The organism is Nesterenkonia alba DSM 19423, assembly GCF_000421745.1.
Lineage (GTDB): Bacteria > Actinomycetota > Actinomycetes > Actinomycetales > Micrococcaceae > Nesterenkonia > Nesterenkonia alba.
Genome location: NZ_ATXP01000005.1, coordinates 1 through 20,579, shown reverse-complemented (window position 1 = coordinate 20,579; position 20,579 = coordinate 1). Strand labels below are relative to the sequence as shown.

The 20,579-nt window shown below is 66.0% G+C and carries 15 protein-coding genes; 13 read left to right on the top strand and 2 right to left on the bottom strand.

Features of this window, described 5'->3' with window-relative positions:
• The first annotated feature begins 95 nt into the window (after positions 1 to 95).
• The 8 genes from H578_RS13460 (at position 96) to cydC (ending at position 11,987) form a co-directional block, all read left to right on the top strand.
• Entirely contained in the window at positions 96 to 1,391 is a 1,296-nt protein-coding gene (locus H578_RS13460) for a sensor histidine kinase (protein ID WP_022872627.1), read from the top strand.
• Positions 1,388 to 2,065: a response regulator gene (locus H578_RS0105150; RefSeq protein WP_028463959.1), complete on the top strand. Its 678-nt coding sequence runs from the start codon at positions 1,388 to 1,390 to the stop codon at positions 2,063 to 2,065. The genes H578_RS13460 and H578_RS0105150 overlap by 4 nt, the downstream gene beginning before the upstream one ends.
• A gap of 93 nt (positions 2,066 to 2,158) precedes the next feature.
• The gene (locus H578_RS0105145; RefSeq protein WP_211215180.1) at positions 2,159 to 2,911 is read left to right on the top strand and encodes an ABC transporter ATP-binding protein; all 753 of its coding nucleotides are present in this window, start codon (positions 2,159 to 2,161) and stop codon (positions 2,909 to 2,911) included.
• A gap of 26 nt (positions 2,912 to 2,937) precedes the next feature.
• Positions 2,938 to 5,697, top strand: a complete 2,760-nt coding sequence (locus tag H578_RS0105140; protein WP_156837220.1) for an ABC transporter permease — start codon at positions 2,938 to 2,940, stop codon at positions 5,695 to 5,697.
• A gap of 98 nt (positions 5,698 to 5,795) precedes the next feature.
• Positions 5,796 to 7,223, top strand: coding sequence for a cytochrome ubiquinol oxidase subunit I (locus tag H578_RS0105135; RefSeq protein WP_022872623.1), 1,428 nt, complete (start codon positions 5,796 to 5,798; stop codon positions 7,221 to 7,223).
• An 81-nt stretch (positions 7,224 to 7,304) separates the two neighbouring features.
• Positions 7,305 to 8,375, top strand: a complete 1,071-nt coding sequence (cydB, locus tag H578_RS0105130) for a cytochrome d ubiquinol oxidase subunit II (protein WP_022872622.1) — start codon at positions 7,305 to 7,307, stop codon at positions 8,373 to 8,375.
• Positions 8,372 to 10,117 carry a thiol reductant ABC exporter subunit CydD gene (gene cydD / locus H578_RS13455; protein ID WP_033420320.1) on the top strand — a complete coding sequence of 582 codons (1,746 nt, stop codon included), beginning with the start codon at positions 8,372 to 8,374 and terminating at the stop codon, positions 10,115 to 10,117. Before cydB ends, cydD begins: the two co-directional genes overlap by 4 nt.
• Positions 10,101 to 11,987, top strand: coding sequence for a thiol reductant ABC exporter subunit CydC (gene cydC / locus H578_RS13450; protein ID WP_051130793.1), 1,887 nt, complete (start codon positions 10,101 to 10,103; stop codon positions 11,985 to 11,987). The genes cydD and cydC overlap by 17 nt, the downstream gene beginning before the upstream one ends.
• A gap of 396 nt (positions 11,988 to 12,383) precedes the next feature.
• Here the strand turns inward: cydC and H578_RS13445 are convergent, their stop codons facing one another.
• The gene (locus H578_RS13445; protein ID WP_022872621.1) at positions 12,384 to 13,532 is read right to left on the bottom strand and encodes an ABC transporter ATP-binding protein; all 1,149 of its coding nucleotides are present in this window, start codon (positions 13,530 to 13,532) and stop codon (positions 12,384 to 12,386) included.
• Between the two features lie 173 nt (positions 13,533 to 13,705).
• Positions 13,706 to 14,242, bottom strand: coding sequence for a hypothetical protein (locus tag H578_RS13440; RefSeq protein WP_022872620.1), 537 nt, complete (start codon positions 14,240 to 14,242; stop codon positions 13,706 to 13,708).
• Positions 14,243 to 14,443: 201 nt separating this feature from the next.
• Here H578_RS13440 and H578_RS0105100 point away from each other — a divergent pair, with 201 nt between their 5' ends.
• From H578_RS0105100 to H578_RS0105080, 5 genes are read left to right on the top strand one after another with little or no spacing between them, the layout of a single operon-like run.
• Complete coding sequence (locus H578_RS0105100) at positions 14,444 to 14,941, top strand: CarD family transcriptional regulator (protein ID WP_022872619.1); 498 nt, start codon at positions 14,444 to 14,446, stop codon at positions 14,939 to 14,941.
• A gap of 27 nt (positions 14,942 to 14,968) precedes the next feature.
• The gene (ispF, locus tag H578_RS0105095; RefSeq protein WP_028463958.1) at positions 14,969 to 16,342 is read left to right on the top strand and encodes a 2-C-methyl-D-erythritol 2,4-cyclodiphosphate synthase; all 1,374 of its coding nucleotides are present in this window, start codon (positions 14,969 to 14,971) and stop codon (positions 16,340 to 16,342) included.
• A gap of 9 nt (positions 16,343 to 16,351) precedes the next feature.
• Positions 16,352 to 17,803: a cysteine--tRNA ligase gene (gene cysS, locus H578_RS0105090; protein ID WP_022872617.1), complete on the top strand. Its 1,452-nt coding sequence runs from the start codon at positions 16,352 to 16,354 to the stop codon at positions 17,801 to 17,803.
• Positions 17,803 to 18,792, top strand: a complete 990-nt coding sequence (gene rlmB, locus H578_RS0105085; protein WP_022872616.1) for a 23S rRNA (guanosine(2251)-2'-O)-methyltransferase RlmB — start codon at positions 17,803 to 17,805, stop codon at positions 18,790 to 18,792. The genes cysS and rlmB overlap by 1 nt, the downstream gene beginning before the upstream one ends.
• On the top strand, positions 18,789 to 20,282 hold the full coding sequence (locus H578_RS0105080; protein WP_022872615.1) for a maltokinase N-terminal cap-like domain-containing protein: 1,494 nt from the start codon (positions 18,789 to 18,791) through the stop codon (positions 20,280 to 20,282). Before rlmB ends, H578_RS0105080 begins: the two co-directional genes overlap by 4 nt.
• Positions 20,283 to 20,579 lie beyond the last annotated feature (297 nt).

Genomic DNA, 20,579 nt, shown 5'->3' with positions numbered 1-20,579 from the left:
GCACTGAGCGCATCGGAGTACAGGCGGAACTTCTCACCACCGGGATCATCCTGTGGTCGGAGGTCCCTGCTGCGCCGGGTTCATAGACTGAGGCCATGTCCGCTGCCCCGCACACCCCGCCGCATGTGGCGGTGGTGCGGTTTTTTGAGGCCCGGCCGTGGCTGACCGACACGCTGTTCAAAGTGGCTCCGCTGGCGCTGATGGCCACATTCATCTGGCTGATGGGGTGGAACACCTACGGGTTCTTCGGAGCTGAAGTCCACCCCGGGCTGATGTTCCTCTTCGAGATGCTCTGCGTCCTCCCCTTAGCGTTCAGCCGCAGTCGCCCCGCGGTGGCCGCAGGCGTGGCCAGTTTCGGTGCCCTGTGCCAAATGCTGAGCTTCTTCGGCCCCGGGGTCTCAGTCATCGCGGTGCCCCTGATGGTCCACGCCTGCGCTAAGTACGGCAGCCGGCGGGTCTCGGTGATCTACCTGTTGGTAGGGCTGATGGGGGCCGTGCTCATCGGCATCCACCAGGCGGTGACCCTATGGACCTCCCAGCCGCCCGGCACGACCACCTACCCGGATCTGGCCTGGCTGGTGCCGATCACCATCTTGACGACCGGATTCAGCGCCGCAGTGGTGCTGGTGGCCTGGCTGTTGGGAGACCTCGCTGGCCGTCGCCGCCGGGAGCGCCACGCAGTGGAGGAAAAGAACCGTCTGCTGGAGCGTGAACGGGACCAGGAAGCCCGGCTGGCCGCCGACGCCGAACGGATGCGGATCGCCCGGGAGATGCACGACGTCGTCTCCCATTCGATGAGTGTGATGATCGCCCAGGCCGATGGTGGCCGCTATGTGCTCAGCCACGACCCCGCCCGCGCCGGCCGAGCCTTCGAGACGATCTCCGAGACCGGGCGGGAGGCACTCACCGAGATGCGGCGGATGCTCGGTGTACTCCGTGACGAGCAGGACCAGCTGGCCACCCGGCCCGCCCCCGGGGTGGAGGACCTGCCCGGACTCATCGACGATGTACGTGCCTCCGGCGTGGAGGTCCAGCTGCACCTGGCTCCGCTGCCACCGGTGGTGGAAGGAGTGGGACTGGCGCTGTACCGCATCACCCAAGAAGCGTTGACCAATACGCTCAAACATGGGGGACGGGACGCCACCGCCGGTGTGTGGTTAGGCACCGACCCGGCCACCGCCGAGCTGGTCCTCGACATCCGGGACACCGGGCAGGGCGCGGCCGCCGCCAACGACGGCGCCGGTTCCGGTCTGCGCGGGATGGCCGAACGTGCCCAGCTCTACTCCGGACGGCTCACCGCCACCCCCACCGAGCACGGCTTCGCCGTCCACGCCCGATTCCCCCTCGCCGCAGTCAGCCCGCAATCCCCCTACGGTCAGGAACCCCGATGACGATCTCCGTTCTGCTTGCTGATGACCAGGCCCTGTTGCGCGCCGGATTCGCCATGGTCATCGACTCTCAGCCGGATCTGGCCGTCTGCGCTCAAGCCGGCACCGGAGGTGAAGCGGTGGACCTGGCCCGCACCCACCGCCCCGATGTGGTGCTCATGGACATCCGGATGCCGCAGATGGACGGACTGGAGGCCACCGCCGCCATCACCGCCGATCCGGCCCTCAGTGGCACCCGGGTCATTGTGCTGACCACCTTCGACACCGACGAATACGCCCTGCAGGCCCTGCGCGCCGGAGCCAGCGGGTTCCTCCTCAAAGACGTTCAACCCGAAGTGCTGCTCGACTCGCTGCGCACTGTGGTCACCGGGGGTGCGGTCATCGCACCGACCACCACGCGCCGATTACTGGACACCACCCTGCTGGGCTCGGGAGCTCAGCGCAGCCCCACCGCCGAACAGCAGGCCACACTGGACCTGCTGACCACCCGGGAACGCGAAATCCTCACCGAGATGGCCACCGGGGATTCCAACACGGAGATCGCCGCACGGCTCTACCTCTCTGAGGCGACAGTGAAGACCCACGTCGGCCAGGTGCTGGCCAAGCTAGGGGTGCGCGACCGAGTCGGTGCGGTGGTCTTCGCCTATGAAGCCGGCGTCGTCGGCCCCACGAACTGAGTGCACAGCAGCACAGCTCAGACCACAGGATGAGACCGAATTCGGACCCCAGGCGGATGTGCCGGACCCGACGGTATCCGTAGCGTGGAGGTCATGATGACCACGACGCCGGCGCCAGCAGTGCGCGCTGAGGAACTCACCAAACAGTACGGCACCGGGGAAGCGGTGGTCCGCCCGCTGCAGCGGCTCAGCCTCCAGGTGCCGCAGGCCTCCTACACCGCGATCATGGGTCCCTCCGGTTCGGGGAAGTCCACCTTGATGCACGTGCTGGCGGGGTTGGATACTCCCGACGCCGGGACGGTCACTCTCGGCACCACAGAGGGTCCGGTGGAGTTGACCGGGCTCAGTGAGAAACACCTGACGCGGATCCGCCGCCGGCACATCGGGTTCATCTTCCAGTCCTACAACCTGGTCCCGGCGATGACCGCCAAGGAGAACATCCTGTTGCCCTCATCCCTGGGTGGTGGGCAGGTGGACCGGTACTTCTATGATCTGGTCATCGAACGGCTCGGGCTGACCGACCGGCTGCACCACCGCCCCTTCGAGCTCTCCGGGGGTCAGCAGCAGCGGGTGGCGGTAGCCCGGGCGCTGGCCGCCCAGCCGGCGGTGATCTTCGCCGATGAACCCACCGGCAACCTCGACTCCCGCACCGGAGCTGAGGTGCTGGCCCTGCTGCGTGCCGCCGTGGACGAGTTCGACCAGACCGTGGTCATGGTCACCCACGACGTCAACGCCGCCGCCGAAGCCGACCGCACGGTGCTGCTGGCCGACGGGCAGATCCTCGAAACCCTGGAGAAACCCTCCGCGCAGATGCTGGCGGCCACGATGATCGGTGCACAACAGTGAACGGCTCGGAGCGGGGCAAGAGCTCAGTGTCAGTGAACGGCTCCGTGTTGCGGGCGAATCTGCGGTCCTCGGGCAGACGACTCATCGCCGCGGGGATCGCCATCGGGATCTCTGTGGCGTTCATCGTCGCCGGGCTGCTGATGATCGACTCCTTCACCCGGGCGATGACCGAGCAGGCGGAGGCCGAAGCCGCCGGCACCGACCTGGTGGTCGACACCACTGAGCTCGTCGGGTTCGCTGATGAACCGGAGTACATGGAACGCGACGACATCGGCACCCCGGCCGATGAGACCCTCGCGCGGGCGGTGGAGGATATCGACCAGGTTGCCTCCGCTGAGGTGGTCCGCCGCGTATGGCTGGACTTCACCTCCGAGGAAAACCTCGACGGGAGCCTCTCAGCTGCCACCCTGAGCCCCTCGATGCAGTACGAGGTGCTCGACGGCCGGGACCTGGTCGAGAGTGACACTGACCTGGCTGATGGTGACCCAGGGGCGCTCATCAATGAACAAGCTGCAGAGGCTTACGGGCTGGGACCCGGTGACACCCTCACCGCCGTGCATGGGGTGTGGACAGGTGAGGGTGAGGATGCCGAGGACTTCACTGAAGTCACCCAGGAATACCAGGTCGTCGGCGTCGTCGATCTCCCCGGCACTCCCCGAGCGCTGCTGACCGAGGCGGGGATGCAGGCGCTGCCGTTTAACCCGTTGCCTCAGGAGATCCGGGTGGTGCTGACCGACCCGGGCGCCACCGACACCCAGGAGGAGGTCCAACAGCAGATCATCGAACGGATCGTGCACCTGGTGGAGACCGGGGAGCTTGAAATCCCCGACGACGCCGACCTCACGCCCCAGGAAGGCGACTTCGGGCAGGTGCAGGTGGCCGGGATGACAGTGGCCACCCACCAGCAGGTCGTCGACACGTGGGTCGCGAACATGACCGGTGATGTTTCTTTCCTCAGCTACATCGCCCTGGGCTTCGGCGGAATCGCGGTGCTGGTCTCAGCCCTGGTCATCACCAACACGTTTCAGGTGCTGATCGCCTCACGGCAGCGCACCTTCGGGCTGCTACGTGCCGTCGGCGCTGACCCGGGACAACTGCGCCGCGCGACCCTGGCCGAGGGCGCCATCCTGGGACTCATCGCGGGACTGGGCGGTGTGCTGCTGGGCTGGGCAGCAGCAGCGGGGCTGACCCTGCTTGCCCGGGCCACCTTCGCCCCGGAGACGCCAGTGGCATTGCCCGCTGTCACCGCCATGGGTGTCGGCCTGGGCCTGGGACTGGTTATGACAGTCGGCGCTGCCCTGCTGCCGGCCATCAAAGCCGGACGAGTCTCCCCCATGGTGGCTCTGCGTCCAGCCGATGTGGCCGCACCTGAGGCCGGGGTGTCCTGGCTGCGACTCACAGCCGGGGTCCTGCTGGCCACCGCCGGTGCCGCTTTGACGCTATATTCAGCGCTCAGCCGCCCAGAGACCCTGCCCAGCGGGGTCCCCGCCCCCAATGTCGACCCGGTGCTAGGCCTGCCGCTACCGCTCCTTGGTGCCACCGGGGCCCTGGTGGGATTTCTCGGAGTGCTGCTGGTGGCCCGAGGTGTCATTCCACCACTGGTCGCGGCTGCCGGTCGGCTCCTCGCGGTTGTTCCGGCCTGGCGAACCACCGCCCGACTCGCCGGACAGAACGCCCGCCAGGTTCCCGGGCGTACCACCGCCACTGCCTCGGCCCTGCTCATCGGGGTCACCCTCGTGGCCTCTTTCACTATCGGTGCAGCCACCGCGCAGAAGGTCATGACCGAGGAACTCGCCGATTCCTACCCGGTAGACGCGGTGGTACCAGTGGATCCCGCCGCACTGGAGGACGTACTCGCCGAGCGGGATATCACCACGGTGGAGGAGATCGCCGGTTTCCCCGGCACTGAAGCATCCGCAGATGGGCAGGCAGATGGTCAGGCAGAGGACACCACCGACGACGCCGGCGCGGCTGCGGCACAGATCGTCGTCGCCTCCGCCGAAGAATTCGATGAGATCACCTACCGCCCCGGGGTCCTACCCGGAGAGGGTGAAGCACTCATCGGCTGGGGCCTGGTGGAACACATCGAAGACGAGGACCAGCTGCACTTCAGTGCAGGGTCTGAGGAGCTCACGCTCACCGTGGAGGAGGCGTGGTGGTTACCACCCACGGCGGTGCTCATCAGCGAAGACACTGCGCCGGCGGGGCTGGACACCGACCCCGAGGAGGGCCTGAGCTTCCTGCGGCTGACCGAAGGGTTCACCGACTCCGATGTCCATGCCCTGGCCGCTCACCTCGACGACGCCGCCACCGAAGGCACTCAGGTGGAGGCCGACCTCACCGGGGCCTACGCCCGGGCCGGTTACACCGAGGTCATCGACATGCTGCTCATGGTGGTGCTCGCCCTGTTGGGGGCCAGCGTCGTGGTGGCCGTGATTGGGGTCAGTAACACGCTGAGCCTGTCGGTGTTCGAACGTCGCCGCGAAGCAGCCCTGCTGCGGGCGGTGGGGATGAGCCGGGGTGCCGTCGGCTCCATGGTCAGTATCGAATCGGTGCTGCTGGCCGGTGTGGCCCTCGTGCTGGGCACTGGGCTCGGGGCGTTCTTCGGGTGGGCCGGAGTCAGTTCACTGGTCACCAGTGAGGACTGGACAGTGAGTCTTGCCATCCCCTGGCTGCGCGTAGGGGCTCTGTGGGTGGTCACGGTACTAGCGGCCCTGGTGGCTGCCTGGTGGCCGGCACGGTCCCTGGCGAAGACCCCACCGGCGGCCGGACTCAGCCAGCAATAGGGGTGGTTCTCGGTACCAAGAACCCTCCTTCTCAGTGACCGGGATCACGTTTTCTACACTGTGTAGAAAAGTTCTTCTACATCGTGTAGAAATAAGCCATGGAGGAACTCTTCGATCCGCTCTCAATGGCGAGGTGGCAGTTCGGGCTCACCACCCTGTACCACTTCATCTTCGTCCCCCTGACCATCGGCATGGCGCTGATGGCGGCTATCTTCCAGACCGCCTGGTACCGCACCGCGAACATCACCTACCTGCGGCTGACCCGGCTGTTCGGCAAGATCTTCCTCATCAACTTCGCCATGGGCGTGGTCACCGGAATCGTCCAGGAGTTCCAGTTTGGGATGAACTGGTCGGAGTACTCCCGCTTCGTGGGGGATGTCTTCGGCGCACCTCTGGCGATTGAAGGTCTGGCGGCTTTCTTCCTGGAGGCCACGTTCATCGGACTGTGGATCTTCGGGTGGAACAAGCTGCCGGCCCTGGCCCACTTGGCCTGCATCTGGTTGGTCTCCATCGCCAGCATGCTCTCGGCTTACTTCATCCTGGCCGCCAACGCGTTCATGCAAAACCCGGTGGGGTACACGATGAACGAAGAGCGCGGCCGCGCGGAGTTGACCAGCCTCTGGGAGGTGCTCGTCAATCCGGTGGTGCTCGCCGCCTTCCCGCACACCATCTTCGCGGCGATCATGTTCGCGGCCACTGTGATGATCGCCGTCGCCGCCTGGCACATGCGCCGTGGCCAGCACACCGAGGTGATGCGCCCGGCACTGAAGACCGGATTGTGGACTAATATTCTGGCCTTCATCGGGGTGGCGGCCACTGGGGACCGGCTCTCCCTGGCCATGGTGGATGCCCAGCCGATGAAGATGGCCGCCGCCGAGGGGCTCTATGAGACCACTGAGGCCGCCAGTTTCTCCCTGTTCACCCTCGGCACCCCCGACGGCGCCAGCGAACTGTTCTCCATCCGCATCCCCTACCTGCTCTCCTTACTGTCCACCCACACCTTCGACGGCGAAGTCGAAGGCATCAACGACCTGCAGGAACAGTACGTGGCACAGTTCGGTGCCGGGGACTACACCCCGCTGATCTGGGTGACCTACTGGTCCTTCCGCTGGATGATCGGCTTGGGGATCGTCTCTGCGTTCATCTCTGCCCTGGGGTTGTGGCGACTGCGCAAGAACGCCAAGCCGATGAGCCCCGCTCGCACCGACCGCTGGTGGCGCATCCTCATCTGGTCGGCCCCGCTGCCACTGCTGGCCTCCCTGATCGGCTGGGTGTTTACCGAGATGGGACGTCAACCGTGGATTGTCTTCGGCCTGATGAAAACCGAGGCCGCAGTCTCCCCGAACGTCGCCGGCTGGCAGGTGGCCCTCTCCTTGGCCGCCTTCACCGTGATCTACGGAATCCTCGCCGTCGTCGAATTCAAACTCATCCTCAAAACCGCCCAAGAGGGTCCGCCGGAGATCACCGACGACGACGCCGAGGAAGGGGAGGGTAGCGGACGTGACCAGCTCGCCATCGTCTACTGAGATTTTCGCCGGCGGTGCGCTCTTCAGCGCCTCCCACGGCACCCTTGGCACTGACCCCCTCCGGGAAGAAAGGTCCTGACCGTGGACATCGCACAGATCTGGTTCATCCTGGTGGCCTTCTTCTTCGTGGGCTACTTCGTCCTCGACGGCTTCGACTTCGGCGTGGGGATGGCGCTGCCACTCATCGGCAAGGACGACACCGACCGACGGGTCATGATCAACACCATCGGCCCGGTCTGGGACCTCAACGAGACCTGGGTCATCGTCGCCGGGGCGGTGCTGTTCGCCGCCTTCCCCGAGTGGTACGCCTCCCTGTTCAGCGGGTTCTACCTCCCCTTACTGCTGATCCTGCTGGCATTGATCGCCCGCGGGGTCAGCTTCGAGTACCGGCACCAGCGCAAACACCGGCAGTGGGCACAGAACTTCGACCGCATGATCATCATCGGCTCCGTGCTGCCGGCCTTCCTCTGGGGTGTGGCCTTCGCCAACGTGGTCCGCGGGGTTCCCATGGATGAAAACCACAACGTCGTCGGCAGTCTGTTCGACCTGCTCAACCCCTACGCCCTGCTCGGTGGGGTGACCCTGACCCTGCTGTGCCTGGTCCACGGTGCCATCTTCATCGCCCTGAAGACTGATGGTCAGATCCGCATCCGTGCCCGACGCCTGGTACTGCAGGCGGCAGTCCCCACTGTGATCGCAGCCGCCTGGTTCCTACTGTGGACCATCTGGCTGCACACCGGCTACGCCCCCGACGCCCTTCAGGCCGCCGGCTCCGACCGGGCCCCCGGGGTGGGCCTGGTCTGGGTCATCCTCACCGCCGCAGCTGCCGCAGTCTGCCTGCTGGCCGCGGTGGCCCTGACCTGGCGCGGTAAGGAAGGCACAGCCTTCACCGCCATGGCCGCGACCATCGGCCTGGCCGTGGTGACCCTATTCCTCTCCCTGTTCCCCAATGTACTGCCCTCGACCACCGGAGTTGGTGGACTCACCATCGCCAACGCCAGCTCCTCGGACTACACCCTGGGGGTCATGCTGTGGGTGGCCATCATCATGACCCCCCTGGTCATCGGGTACCAGGGATGGACCTACTGGGTCTTCCGGCGTCGTCTGACCCGGGACCACATCCCGGCGGCGGAGACCGCTGAGGCGGCATGAAACCGCTGGACCCCCGACTGCTGCGCTACGCCAGTGCCGCCCGTGGCTTCCTGGTCACCGCCGTGGCGCTCGGGCTGATCCAGATCCTGTTGACTCTGGCCTTCGCCTGGCTGTTGGCCGCAGTTCTGACCACCGCGATCGGAGCGGTCACCGGCCCGCCCATCAGCGACTTTCCGGTGCCTGGGGACGTGCCGGTGACAGTGATGCTCACCGCTGCTGCCGTCGTCGTCGGACTGCGGGCCCTCACCGCCTGGGGGATGGAGGTCACCGCCGCCCGGGCCGCGGTGGCCGTGAAGAGCCAGCTGCGCCAACGCACTGTCCACGCACTGACCACCACGGTGGCAGCCGGGCGCGGCGATGCCATCTCCGACCAACGCCACGGCGCCCAGGCGGTCACTGTACTTGGCAACGGCCTCGACGCCCTGGACGCCTACTTCGCCCGCTACCTGCCCCAGCTGGTGCTCTGCGCGGTGGCGATCCCCATCCACCTGGCCGTGCTGGCGATCTACGACCTCACCACCGCGGTCATCGTGGCGATCACCATGCCGCTGATCCCGGTGTTCATGGTGCTCATCGGCTGGACCACCCAGACCGCCCAACGGCGGCAGCGTCAGCGGCTGAGCCGACTGGCCCGGGCCTACCTGGACCTCGTCGAAGGCCTGAGCACCTTGAAGGTTTTCAACCGGCAACACCACCAGCGGCAGAACCTCGCCCAGATCAGTGAGGCACACCGCCGCAGCACCATGAAAGTCTTACGGGTCAGCTTCCTCTCCGGATTCGTCCTGGAGTTGGCCGCCAGTCTCTCCGTGGCCCTGGTGGCAGTCTCCATCGGGGTGCGCCTCATCGACGGCAGCCTGGGTCTGTTCGTGGGGCTGTTCGCCCTGCTCATCGTGCCGGAGGCCTACGCCCCGCTGCGCCAGGTCGGGGCCAACTACCACGCCGCCGCTGACGGTGTCGCTGCCGCTGAGGATGTCTTCGAGATCCTCGACGCCGCAGAGACCACCGCATCCCGTCAGGAGCACGACGACGCCACCACCCTCACCCGCTGCCCCGCCGGGGCCGTCACTGCCCTGCAGGTGCGAGGTCTCAGTGTCCACCGCGGGGGCCGTACCGTTCTTGAGCCCGTCACCGCTGAGCTGCCCGCCGGGGCGATCACCGCCATCACTGGACCCAGTGGTGCCGGTAAATCCACCCTGCTGAGCGCCCTGCTCGGACTGGTGGAACACGCCGGCACCGCCGAGTTGAGCTGTGGCGATACGCACTGTGCGGACACACGCCACGGGGAGCGTCACCGGTGGCCCTTACGGCGGGACGATATCGCCTACGCCGGTCAACGGCACGGCCTGCGCGCCGGCACTGTGCTGGAGAACATCACCCTCGGTGATGAAAACCCGGACGCGGACCTCGCCCGGACTCTTCTGGCCGAGCTCGGACTCGGCAGCCTGCCTCTGGAATCGGAGCTGGGGGTCCACGGAGAAGGACTCTCCGGCGGGCAATCCCAACGGCTGAGCCTCGCCCGCGCCCTCTACCGCGCTCGCCGCCGGGACTGCCCCGTGCTGCTCTGCGATGAACCCAGCGCTGCCCTCGATACCGGGACCGAAGCCGAGGTTCTCACCGCGCTGGAAGCCGAAGCCCGCAGTGGGCGCATCGTAGCGGTCATCACCCACCGTCCGGGGCTCATCACTGCTGCTGAGCACCGTCTGCCCTTGGGAGAGGAGACCGGCCATGTCCTCGCCGGCTGAGCTCCCTGCCGACTCCTCGACGCTGCCAGCTCACCCTCGGACTCGTCCCAGTCATCCCGCCCACAGTGCCCGCCTGCCCCGGGCCGGCCACCGAAGTGCTGAGGCCCTCCAGCGGCAGCTCGCCGCCGCCCGACCCACTGCTGGGCAACTGGCCCCCGGCATCGCCTTCGGCATCCTCTCCGGGCTCAGCGCAGTGCTGCTCATCGGGCTGTCGGCTTACCTCATCACCCGGGCCGCCGAACAGCCGCCCATCCTCTACCTTGGCCTCCTCGTGGTGGGGGTCCGCGCTTTCGCCCTGTCCCGTGCCTTCTTCCGCTACCTCGAACGGCTCAGCACCCACGACGCCGCCTTCCGTCTGCTGGGAACACTGCGCACCGATATCTTCGCTCGCCTCGAGCCGTTGGCCCCGGTCCGGTTGAGCCGCCACCGCCGCGGAGATCTGCTCACCCGGGTCGTCACCGACGTCGACCAACTCATCGACTGGCCCGTGCGAGTCATCCAGCCGCTGGTCACCTCCACCACGGTCGTCCTGGTCACCCTGCTGTGCCTGGCCTACTTTTCCCCGACCGCCGCCGGGGTGCTAGCGGTTATGCTCGCTGCCGCGCTGGCCTGCGGAACCGTCATCTCCGCAGCGGTGACTGACCGGGCCGAAGCCCGCACCGCGGGATTGCGCGGGCAACTCGCAGACGCGGTCACCGACCTGGTGACCGACCTCGATGTGCTCATCGCCTACGACGCGGTGGACACCCACGTGGAGAAAGTCCGCCGCGCCGATGCGCAGCTACGAGCCGCCGCACTGTGCACCAGCTTCGGTGCCGGGTTGGTGGCCGCCGCCATGGCACTGGCCGCTGGGCTCGCGGTGGTGCTGACCCTCGTTGTCGGACTGCCTCAGCTGGTGCCCAGTGACCCCTTGGGCCCCGGATTCCGTCTGAGCCCTGGAACCATCGACGGGCCGGTCCTGGCTCTGCTCGCCCTGGTCCCCCTGGTGGTCTTCGAGGTTGTTGCAGCCGTGTCCGCAGCCTGGACCGCCCGACGTCGGGTGCTCGCCAGCGCTGAACGCATCGCCGCCATCGCTCCACCGGTCGAGGGCGAGGCGGTGGACAACCAGGGGGCGGATAGCGCCCCGGTACGTCAGGCGCGGCGGTCCGGAGCCGCCGGAACCGTCAGGCGCAACCGGTGCCTGGCTGGTCGTCGATCCCCTCGCGCGGGGGAGGTGATCCTTGAAAACTTTGCGGTGTTCTGGCCCGGTTCCCGCCAGCCGGTGAGTGCACCGGTGACGGTGTCCCTGCGCCCGGGAGAAAATCTGCTGGTTACCGGTGCCAGTGGGGCAGGCAAAACGGCCTTCGCCTATGGGTTGGTCGGGTTTGTGCCGCATTCCGGTGACTACCGCATCAGTGGGTACGACGCCGGCACCCTCACCGGGGAACAATTGCGTCGCCGAGTCTGCCTCATCGAGCAGAGCGCCCATCTCTTCGATGGGACCCTGCGAGCCAACCTCGCGTTGGCACACCCGGAGGGACCAGAAGCCGCCACCGATGAGGATCTCCATGCCGTGGTACAGGCGGTGGGGCTTACCGAGTGGGCGGCTTCCCGTGAGGGCTTAGACACCCGAGTGGGGATGAACGGGGAGCTGATCTCCGGTGGACAAGCCCAACGCATCGCCGTCGCCCGCGGACTGCTCAGCCGGGCAGAGGTGCTCATCCTCGATGAACCCACCGCCCACGTGGACCCCGCCGCAGCAGAGACGATGCTCACTGAATTACTCGATGCCACAGCCGAACGCACGGTGGTGGTGATCTCCCACCTTCCGGTGGATCCGCACCGAGTGGACCACCACCTGCAGATCACCAGAGCCGACTCTGAGGGGTAATCCCACCCTGAAGCCTCCTCGGCAGGCATCGGTACTTCCCCTCAGACAGGCGAAAGCCCCGGGATCCGTGCGGGATACCGGGGCTTTCGATGTTTCAGATAGCGGGCTTGCTTACAGGATGGCCCAGAGGATGATGATGATCGCGATGATCGTCAGCACACCTCCGCCAATGTAGATACCGCCGCCGCGCATATCCGATCACTCCTTACATCCATATGGGGTGCAACGTCCGGGCACCTCGTGCCATGACCCCACACAACCGGCCTGACCTGGTCGTATGCTGGACGTGTACTCCAAAAGTCGTATGAAGATACGCGAAGGGCGCTGAAGCGATATGCTCCAGCGCCCTTCGTTCCGTATGGCGGAAGACGAGCCGAGGTGGCGTCGTCGTAGGTTTTACTCTTCGGCGTCGGCGAGGGCCTCGACGTCGGCCAGCTGAGCTTCCGGAGTGTTCTCCGGGATCTCGCCGTTGAGTCGCAGACCGGTGTTGACGTCGAAGAGGTGGACGTACTCAGCGGCCGGCTTGATGTGCACGGTCTCGCCCTTGGCGGGAGGACGGCGGCCCTCGACCCGGACGATGAGCGGCTGGAAGGTGTTGATGCCCTCCGGGGAGCCGTAGATATAGGCGTCGGCGCCGAGCTCCTCGACCACGTCGACGACCATCGGCAGACCGGTGCCATCGGTGGACAGGGACATGTCCTCCGGGCGGACACCGAGAATGACCTCGTCGGCCTCAGTCTTCTGCAAGGCGTTGTCCGGGATGGTGATCCGGTCATTGCCGACGATGATGTCCTGGCCATCACGGGCCACCTTGAACAGGCTCATCGCGGGGGAGCCGATGAAGCCGGCGACGAAGACGTTGGCGGGGTTGTCATAGAGGTTGCGCGGGGTATCCACCTGCTGGAGCACACCGTCCTTGAGCACGCACACCCGGTCGCCCATGGTCATGGCCTCGACCTGGTCGTGGGTGACGTAGACGGTGGTGGTCTGCAGCTCGCGGGTCAGCGCGGCGATCTGAGTACGGGTCTGCACACGCAGCTTGGCGTCCAGGTTGGACAGCGGCTCATCCATGAGGAAGACCTTGGGGGAGCGGACGATCGCACGGCCCATGGCCACACGCTGACGCTGACCACCGGAGAGCGCCTTCGGCTTGCGCTCCAGGTAGGGAACCAGGTCGAGGATCTCGGCGGCCTTGCGGACCCGCTCGTTGCGCTCCTCCTTGGCGACACCGGCGATCTTCAGGGCGAAGCCCATGTTCTCAGCCACTGACATATGCGGGTAGAGCGCGTAGTTCTGGAAGACCATGGCGATGTCGCGGTCTTTGGGCGAGACGTGGGAGACGTCCTCGCCGCCGATGAGGATCCGCCCCTCGTTGATCTCCTCGAGGCCGGCGAGCATGCGCAGGGCGGTGGACTTACCGCAACCGGAGGGCCCCACGAGCACGAGGAATTCCCCGTCTTCGATCTCGAGGTGGAGCTGGTTGATGGCGGGGCGAGCACCGGGAGTGTAAATCCGGCTCGCGCGGTCATAGGTGACAGAGGCCATGGTGTTTCCCTTTCACGGGCAGGTACGTGCCCGACGATCCGTAGTGAAGGTTTCTGGCGTCTTCATGGGTAGCAAGCTGTGTGCTCGCTCACAAAGACAGGTAGATCACACCACACCCCGTGTCGGAAGTCCATTCTGAGCGTGTCACAGCTCACGTAGTGGACGTAAGCGGCCTACTCCTCGTCGTCGTGGTGGGCGGCGCCGCCGCCCCAGGTGTCCGGCCCGTGCTCAAGGTGCTCCCACATGCCCTCATCGGCACCTTCGGGCACCAAATCCCGGTACTCCGCCATGCCGCCGTCAAGCACTGTGGCCCCGAAGGTCTCCGTGCTGCCGTTGACGGTGGCGGTGACCTCTTGCATCTCACCGGGAGCCGCGCCGATAGAGGAAACGATGAACTCCTCATCGTGCTCCAGGTTGACCGCCTCGCCGGGGTCCAGGGAGACGCTGAAACTGTCGGTCTCGATCTCGAGTTCGACCTCGACGGGCTCCTGGCCGCCGTTGTTCACTAGGCCGAGCATGCGCGCCGGTGCACCCTGCTCGGAGGTGACGAAGGTGATGTGACGCAGCTGGACGTCGTCGACGTCGAACATCACGCCATCGGATCCGGAGTACTCATGGGTGGTGGCCTGATAGTTCACCGCGCTGCAGCCGGTCAGAGCCAAGGCGGCCAACAGCGTTACAGCAGCGGTGCGGCGGGAAGCGAGCGTCACGTCGGAGTCTCCTCTAAGAAGGGGTTATGCGGGTACGACGGGTCGTTGGCACCAGGTTACTCGATCGCGGGGAATTTCTACTCGACGTAGAAGAAAGATTGCGCGGCGAACCTTAATGTGCTGGATGTCAGTGGGACGTCACGACACGCCGATCCGCCTGTCTGCGTGCTAAACTGGACGGCGGGAAAGGGGAATAACTACATGAATTTCGAAGTCGGCGAGACAGTTGTATACCCGCACCACGGCGCAGCCACCATTGAAGAGGTGGAGATGCGTACGTTTAAGGGTGAGGAGAAGACCTACCTCACTCTACGGGTTTCCGAAGGTGATCTGACCATTAAAGTTCCCGCTGAAAATGTTGACCTGGTCGGCGTGCGTGATGTGGTCAATGAAGAAGGCCTCGAGCAGATGTTTGATCTGCTGCGCGCCGAGCACACCGAGGAGCCGACGAACTGGTCGCGGCGGTACAAGGCGAACGTCGAGAAGTTGGCCTCCGGTTCCATCAACAAGCTAGCCGAGGTCGTGCGCGACCTGTGGCGGCGTGAGAATGACCGTGGTCTGTCCGCCGGGGAGAAGCGGATGCTTTCCCAGGCCCGCCGGATTCTGGTCTCCGAGCTGCGGCACGCCCGTGACTTGGAGGAGGACGCCGCCGAGAAGCTGCTCGACGATGTTCTCGCTCAGGCGGAGAAAACCGCCTAACGCATCCGGCGGCATAAGGACTGCACCATAGGAGATCATCGCGGTCTCGTCGTCGTCGCGGCGGGCTCCGGCACCCGGCTCGGATACGGGATGCCCAAAGCAGCCGTCACCCTGCACGGGCGCACCATCCTGGAGCATTCCCTCGACGCCATCAACGGCGCTCGGGGTGAGGGCGCCATCAATGACCCTTTGCGCTGCGGTGTCGTGGTGCTTGTGCTGCCGGAGGATCCACAGACCTTTGAATACTTAGCCGCTGCGGGGCATCGCGCCGCCGCCCGGCTGGGGATCGAGGTCATCCTGACTTCAGGTGGGGCCAACCGTGCCGCCTCTGTGGCCGCCGGGGTCAAGCGCCTTGCAGAGTACGCCCGCAGTGCAGGATGGGACCCCCAGCAGGTCACCGTCCTCATCCACGACGCCGCCCGACCCCTCACCCCCGCAACGGTTTTCGCTCGCGTGGCCGCACACGTGGAGGCGGGGCACCCGGCCGTAGTCCCCGGGCTGCCGGTCACTGACACCATCAAGCACGTGCGCCCTGCCGGTGAGGCCGAACCGGTCCTGTCCACTCCCGCGCGCGCCGGACTGCGCGCCGTCCAGACGCCCCAGGGGTTCCGGCTTACCGTGCTGCAGCAGGTCCTGGAGTATCTCGCCGGCCTGCCCGACTCCCAGGCTGAGCGACTGACCGACGAGGCGATGATCGCCGAGGACTTGGGGCTCGACGTCGTCGTCGTCGAAGGCCATCCGCAGGCGTTGAAGATCACCACCGGCGCCGACCTCAGCCTCGCTGAGCGCATCCTGGCCGAGCGCACCGCAGAGGCGCGGGGGCAGCAGCGCCCCACGGAAACCTCCTTGACCGCAGGCTCTGACATCACCCCCGCTGCTAGACCACCTGCTGAGGAAGTGATGCCCGCAATTCGAGTCGGCATTGGGCACGATGTCCATGCCTTCGACGACGCCGGCTCCCCTCGCCCGTTGTGGCTCGCCGGGCTGCTCTGGCCGGGTGAGCGAGGACTGAGCGGGCACTCCGATGGTGATGCGGTCGCCCACGCCGCCTGCGATGCCCTGTTCTCCGCCGCCGGACTCGGCGATCTGGGAGCCCACTTCGGCACAGACCGGCCGGAGCTCGCTGGAGCGTCCGGTGTCCGGCTGCTGAGCGAGGCCGTCGGCATCATCCATCAAGCCGGTTACCAGATCAGCAATATTGCTGTGCAGTTCGTCGGCAGCCGTCCGAAATTCGCTCCCCGGCGTCATGAGGCCCAGCAGGTACTCTCTGAAGCAGCGGGGGCTCCGGTCTCGGTGGCAGCCACGACCTCTGATGGACTGGGGTTCACCGGGCGTGACGAGGGCATTTTGGCTACCGCGACCGCGGTGATCGTCCCGGTCGCATTCGGGCGCGCGGGTTAGGGTATCTGCGTGGCACTGCGACTCTATGACACCAGGACAGCGGAAATCCGTGCGTTCGAACCCCTCGTGGCGGGGGAAGTGTCCCTCTACTACTGTGGCGCCACCGTGCAAGGGCGCCCCCACGTGGGGCACATCCGTTCGGCCGTCTGCTTTGACATCCTCACCCGGTGGTTGGAGCACAGCGGGTACCGGGTGATGACCGTGCGTAACGTCACCGATATCGACGACAAGATCCTCGAAAAATCCGCCCAGTCCTACGCTGCGGGCTTCGAACCCAGCGAGGACTACCCCGCCGCTGAACCGTGGTTCGCCCTGGCTTACCGCTTCGAGCAGGTCTTCGCCGAGGCCTACGCCGCAGTGGGGGTGCGCCGGCCCACCTATGAGCCCCGCGCCACCGGCCACATCACGGAGATGCACGCACTGATCCAACGGCTCATCGACGCCGGTCACGCCTACCCCGCCCTGGACGACTCCGGAGATGTGTACTTCGACGTGAGGTCCTGGCCGCAATACGGAGAACTGACCCACCAGTCGGTGGAGGATATGCAGGATGCCCCCGACGCCGACCCGCGCGGTAAACGCGATCCCCGCGACTTCGCCCTGTGGAAAGGTCACAAGGATGATGAGCCGCTGACGGCGTCGTGGGACTCCCCCTGGGGGCGTGGGCGACCCGGCTGGCACGTAGAGTGCTCGGCGATGTCCACCAAGTACTTGGGCGCCCAGTTCGATATCCACGGCGGCGGACTCGATCTGCGTTTCCCTCACCATGAGAACGAGCTGGCCCAATCGGCTGCGGCCGGGGACGGGTTCGCCCGGTTCTGGCTACACAACGGCATGGTGACCATGAACGGGGAGAAGATGTCCAAATCAGTGGGCAATACGATCTCCCCGGATGAGATGCTCGCTCGGGCGCGGCCGCGGGCGGTCCGCTACTTCCTGGGGCAAGCGCACTACCGTTCTCAACTGGACTACCGCCCTGGTTCGCTACAGGAGGCCCAAGCCGCCGTCGAACGCATTGAGAACTTCCTGGACCGTGCCCTGCCGCAGGGCCATGGCGCCGGGGTCTCCGGCGAGCTTCCGGAGGCCTTCACTGCCGCGATGAATGATGACCTCAATGTTCCCGCAGCCCTGGCGGCCTTGCATGAGACCGTCCGGGCAGGCAACACCGCCCTGGATGCACAGGATGCGGACACCGCCCGCTCCTGTGCCGGACAGGTGCTGGGCATGCTGGATGTGCTTGGCCTCAATGACGTGCCAGAACCCGGTCACGACGACGCCGGCGGCGCCATGGAGGCGCTCAGTCACCTGGTCGAAGCGCAGTTGGCTCAACGGGCCGAAGCCAAACAGACCAAAGACTTTGCCCGCGCCGACGCCATCCGCGATGCGCTGGCTGCCGTCGGCATCGCCGTGGAGGACACCCCCGACGGCGCCACCTGGTCTCTGCGGGGAGGTCACCGCTGATGGCCAAAGATTCCCGTCCGAAGTCAGCGGCGGTGCGCCGCGGATCCAAAGGCCCGCAGGTCGGCAGCGGTGGCCGGGGTAAACGCAAGCTCGCAGGCCGTGGCCCCACACCTAAGGCCGAGGACCGGGTCTACCACAAGGCCCACCGGAAGAAGCAGCTGGCCGAACGGGCCCAGGCGAAGCAGGCCGCGCGCCCGCGGACCCGGGGCTCGGGGCGCGGTGCTGAGGATGTAGTGGCCGGGCGCAACGCTGTTCTTGAGGCCCTCACCGCCCGGATTCCCGCTGAGCAGTTGCTGGTGGCCACCGATATCGACACCGACCGCCGTGTGCGTGAGGCCTTGCAGCACTGCGCGGAACAGGGGATCCGAGTCAAGGAGGTCAGCCGCCGGCAGCTCGACTCCACCACCGGTGACGCTGTGCACCAGGGGCTGGCACTCACCCTGCACCCCTATGAATACGCCGAGGTCGCTGATCTGTTGGACGAGGTGATCGCCGATGCCCAGGCCGGGCGGTTACAGCACCCGCCCCTGCTGGTGGCCTGCGACTCGATCACCGACCCCCGCAACCTCGGTGCGATCATCCGTGCTGCCGCAGCCTTTGGCGCCCACGGGGTGATCGTGCCCGAACGGCGTAGCGCTCAGGTGACCGCCACCGCGTGGAAGACCTCTGCCGGTGCTGCGGCCCGGCTCCCCGTCGCCCGTGCGAAGAACCTCACCCAGGCGATCAAGCACGCCCAGCAGGCTGGGTGCTTTGCGATCGGGCTCGATGGCGGCGGTGAGATGACCCTGCCGGGACTGAAACTGGCTGATGAGCCGCTGGTCGTCGTCGTCGGCTCCGAAGGTCGAGGGCTCTCCCGATTGGTCGCTGAGACTGTCGATGCCACAGTCTCCATCCCCATGACCGAGGCCGCCGAGTCGCTCAACGCGTCGATGGCCGTGGGTGTCACGCTCTATGAGATCGCCGTCTTGCGTCAGGGGGTGCAGCGATGACCCGCCTTCGTGGGGAAGAACAGCCCGGTTTCCTGGACATCCTCGGCAACTGGTTACCGCACCAGCCGTGGTTCCCCGTACCGCGCAGGGGGCGCCGGCGCCTGGAGCGGGTGGGAGGATTGCGTCTGCCCACGCCGCCGGGTGATCCCGACGCTCGGGTTTTCCTGGAACTGCACCTGTTCGAACTCGAAGACCCGCAGACCCCTGAGGTGCTCTGCGTGCCCATTGCCTTGCGGTCGCGTCCTTCTGCGCTGGCGGGAAAGAGCGCTTTCATCGGCAAGCTCAACTCCCCGGAGGAGGGTGAGCTGTGGGTCTACGACGGCGCCCGGGACCGGGCTTTTCTCGCTGCATGGTTGGAGATGGCCCGCCGCGGGCAAGGCAGCCGCAACGGCCGCTCCCGCGGGGAGGCATACTCCGGATTCGACGCCTGGGAGCCTTTTACCGTCGGATTGAGCCGTGAGATGGCTGATCCGGTCTTCGAGGACACCACCCGCACAGTGGTAACCCCTGAAGGGGCGGGGGAAGAGGACTGGGAACGTCGCGTGGCCGTGGATCTGTTCCGCCGACCGAACCCGGAGCGCAGCGCCGAACTCGAGCGGGTGTTGACTCTGACCGAAGCGCGCGCGACGACGACACCCCGGGTCCTGGGACTCATCGACGGGTCCTGGGTGGATCGCCGGGAGAGTGCCCACGGCACCCGTATCTGGTCTGCCGGGGATCTGGGGATTATCCGCGAAGCTGCTGAGCAGGCACCCACTGCCTGGACGCTGGCGCACACTGCCTTGCAGACCGGGGCGAACTTTAAGAAGACCGCTCGAGGGTTAGGCCGTGCGTTGGGAACTCATCACGCGGATCTGGCCGGAGCCTTCGGGGCGCATCCGCAGACGTCCGAGCAGCTGAAGACGATGTCGGCCAACGCGCGGGCTGCCCTGGCGCAGCAGTGGGAGGCGGTGCGCGAGGAGTTCGATGAGGACGAAGCCGCCGATCTCAACGAAGTCATCGACATGATGATGATGCAGCTGCGCGATGCTGAAGAGCCCCTCACCCTGCAGCAGATCCATGGCAACCTGGGGATCGAACAACTCCACCAGGTCAGTGCAGAGCGGTGGGTTGTGGCTGACCCGCAGCACATCGTGGAGCAGGCATTGGGATTACGCGACGTCGTCACCGCCCTGATGTCCCTGGCGAACCTGGTCATGGAGATTGCTGCAAGCAATACACCTCCACCGGGCGACGACCTCGATGAGTCTGAGACCGAGGAATCTGAGGAGCAGGAGTCCCAGGCCCCGGCTCCGGTGAACTTTGGGCAGTGGTACGAGGAGGTCAATACCGCTTTCCTCGAGGGATACCGGGAGTCCGACGCCGACAGTGCCGGAGTGGACTCAGTGTTCTTCCGGGCAGCCATGCTCACTGAGGCATTGGACCTCTTCCACCGGTGGAAGGGGCAGTGGGTCTTCCGCCCGAGCATGCTCATGCAGGTCGATCAGTGAAAACCTGGCCCGCAGGCGTCTGTGTCCCGCGGGGTTGCACGCGCTGACCGGAGGGTGCTAAGTTATATGTCCGCGCCGGGGCGAGATTGAGAGACCTCAATCAGGCCCCAGCGATCTGAGGATCATCACGATCCACCGCTGATCTAACTTCCGACGAGAAACGCTGAGTTGACACTCACGGATCGAGTCGGGTAAGATAGAAAAGTTGCTTCGGAGCGATTCAGAAGGTTTTCTTCTGATGGTGCCGGATGTACTCGCTGTTTGAGAACTCAATAGTGTGCCAAGTTTGTTGATACC

What these genes read in the sequence shown, in the direction of transcription:
- H578_RS0105145 (WP_211215180.1), top strand. Translation starts at nt 2,159, where the DNA reads ATGATGACCACGACGCCGGCGCCAGCAGTGCGCGCTGAGGAACTCACC.
- H578_RS0105150 (WP_028463959.1), top strand. Translation starts at nt 1,388, where the DNA reads ATGACGATCTCCGTTCTGCTTGCTGATGACCAGGCCCTGTTGCGCGCC.
- H578_RS0105080 (WP_022872615.1), top strand. Translation starts at nt 18,789, where the DNA reads ATGACCCGCCTTCGTGGGGAAGAACAGCCCGGTTTCCTGGACATCCTC.
- cydC (WP_051130793.1), top strand. Translation starts at nt 10,101, where the DNA reads ATGTCCTCGCCGGCTGAGCTCCCTGCCGACTCCTCGACGCTGCCAGCT.
- H578_RS0105100 (WP_022872619.1), top strand. Translation starts at nt 14,444, where the DNA reads ATGAATTTCGAAGTCGGCGAGACAGTTGTATACCCGCACCACGGCGCA.
- H578_RS13445 (WP_022872621.1), bottom strand. Translation starts at nt 13,532, where the DNA reads ATGGCCTCTGTCACCTATGACCGCGCGAGCCGGATTTACACTCCCGGT.
- H578_RS0105135 (WP_022872623.1), top strand. Translation starts at nt 5,796, where the DNA reads ATGGAGGAACTCTTCGATCCGCTCTCAATGGCGAGGTGGCAGTTCGGG.
- rlmB (WP_022872616.1), top strand. Translation starts at nt 17,803, where the DNA reads ATGGCCAAAGATTCCCGTCCGAAGTCAGCGGCGGTGCGCCGCGGATCC.
- H578_RS13460 (WP_022872627.1), top strand. Translation starts at nt 96, where the DNA reads ATGTCCGCTGCCCCGCACACCCCGCCGCATGTGGCGGTGGTGCGGTTT.
- cydD (WP_033420320.1), top strand. Translation starts at nt 8,372, where the DNA reads ATGAAACCGCTGGACCCCCGACTGCTGCGCTACGCCAGTGCCGCCCGT.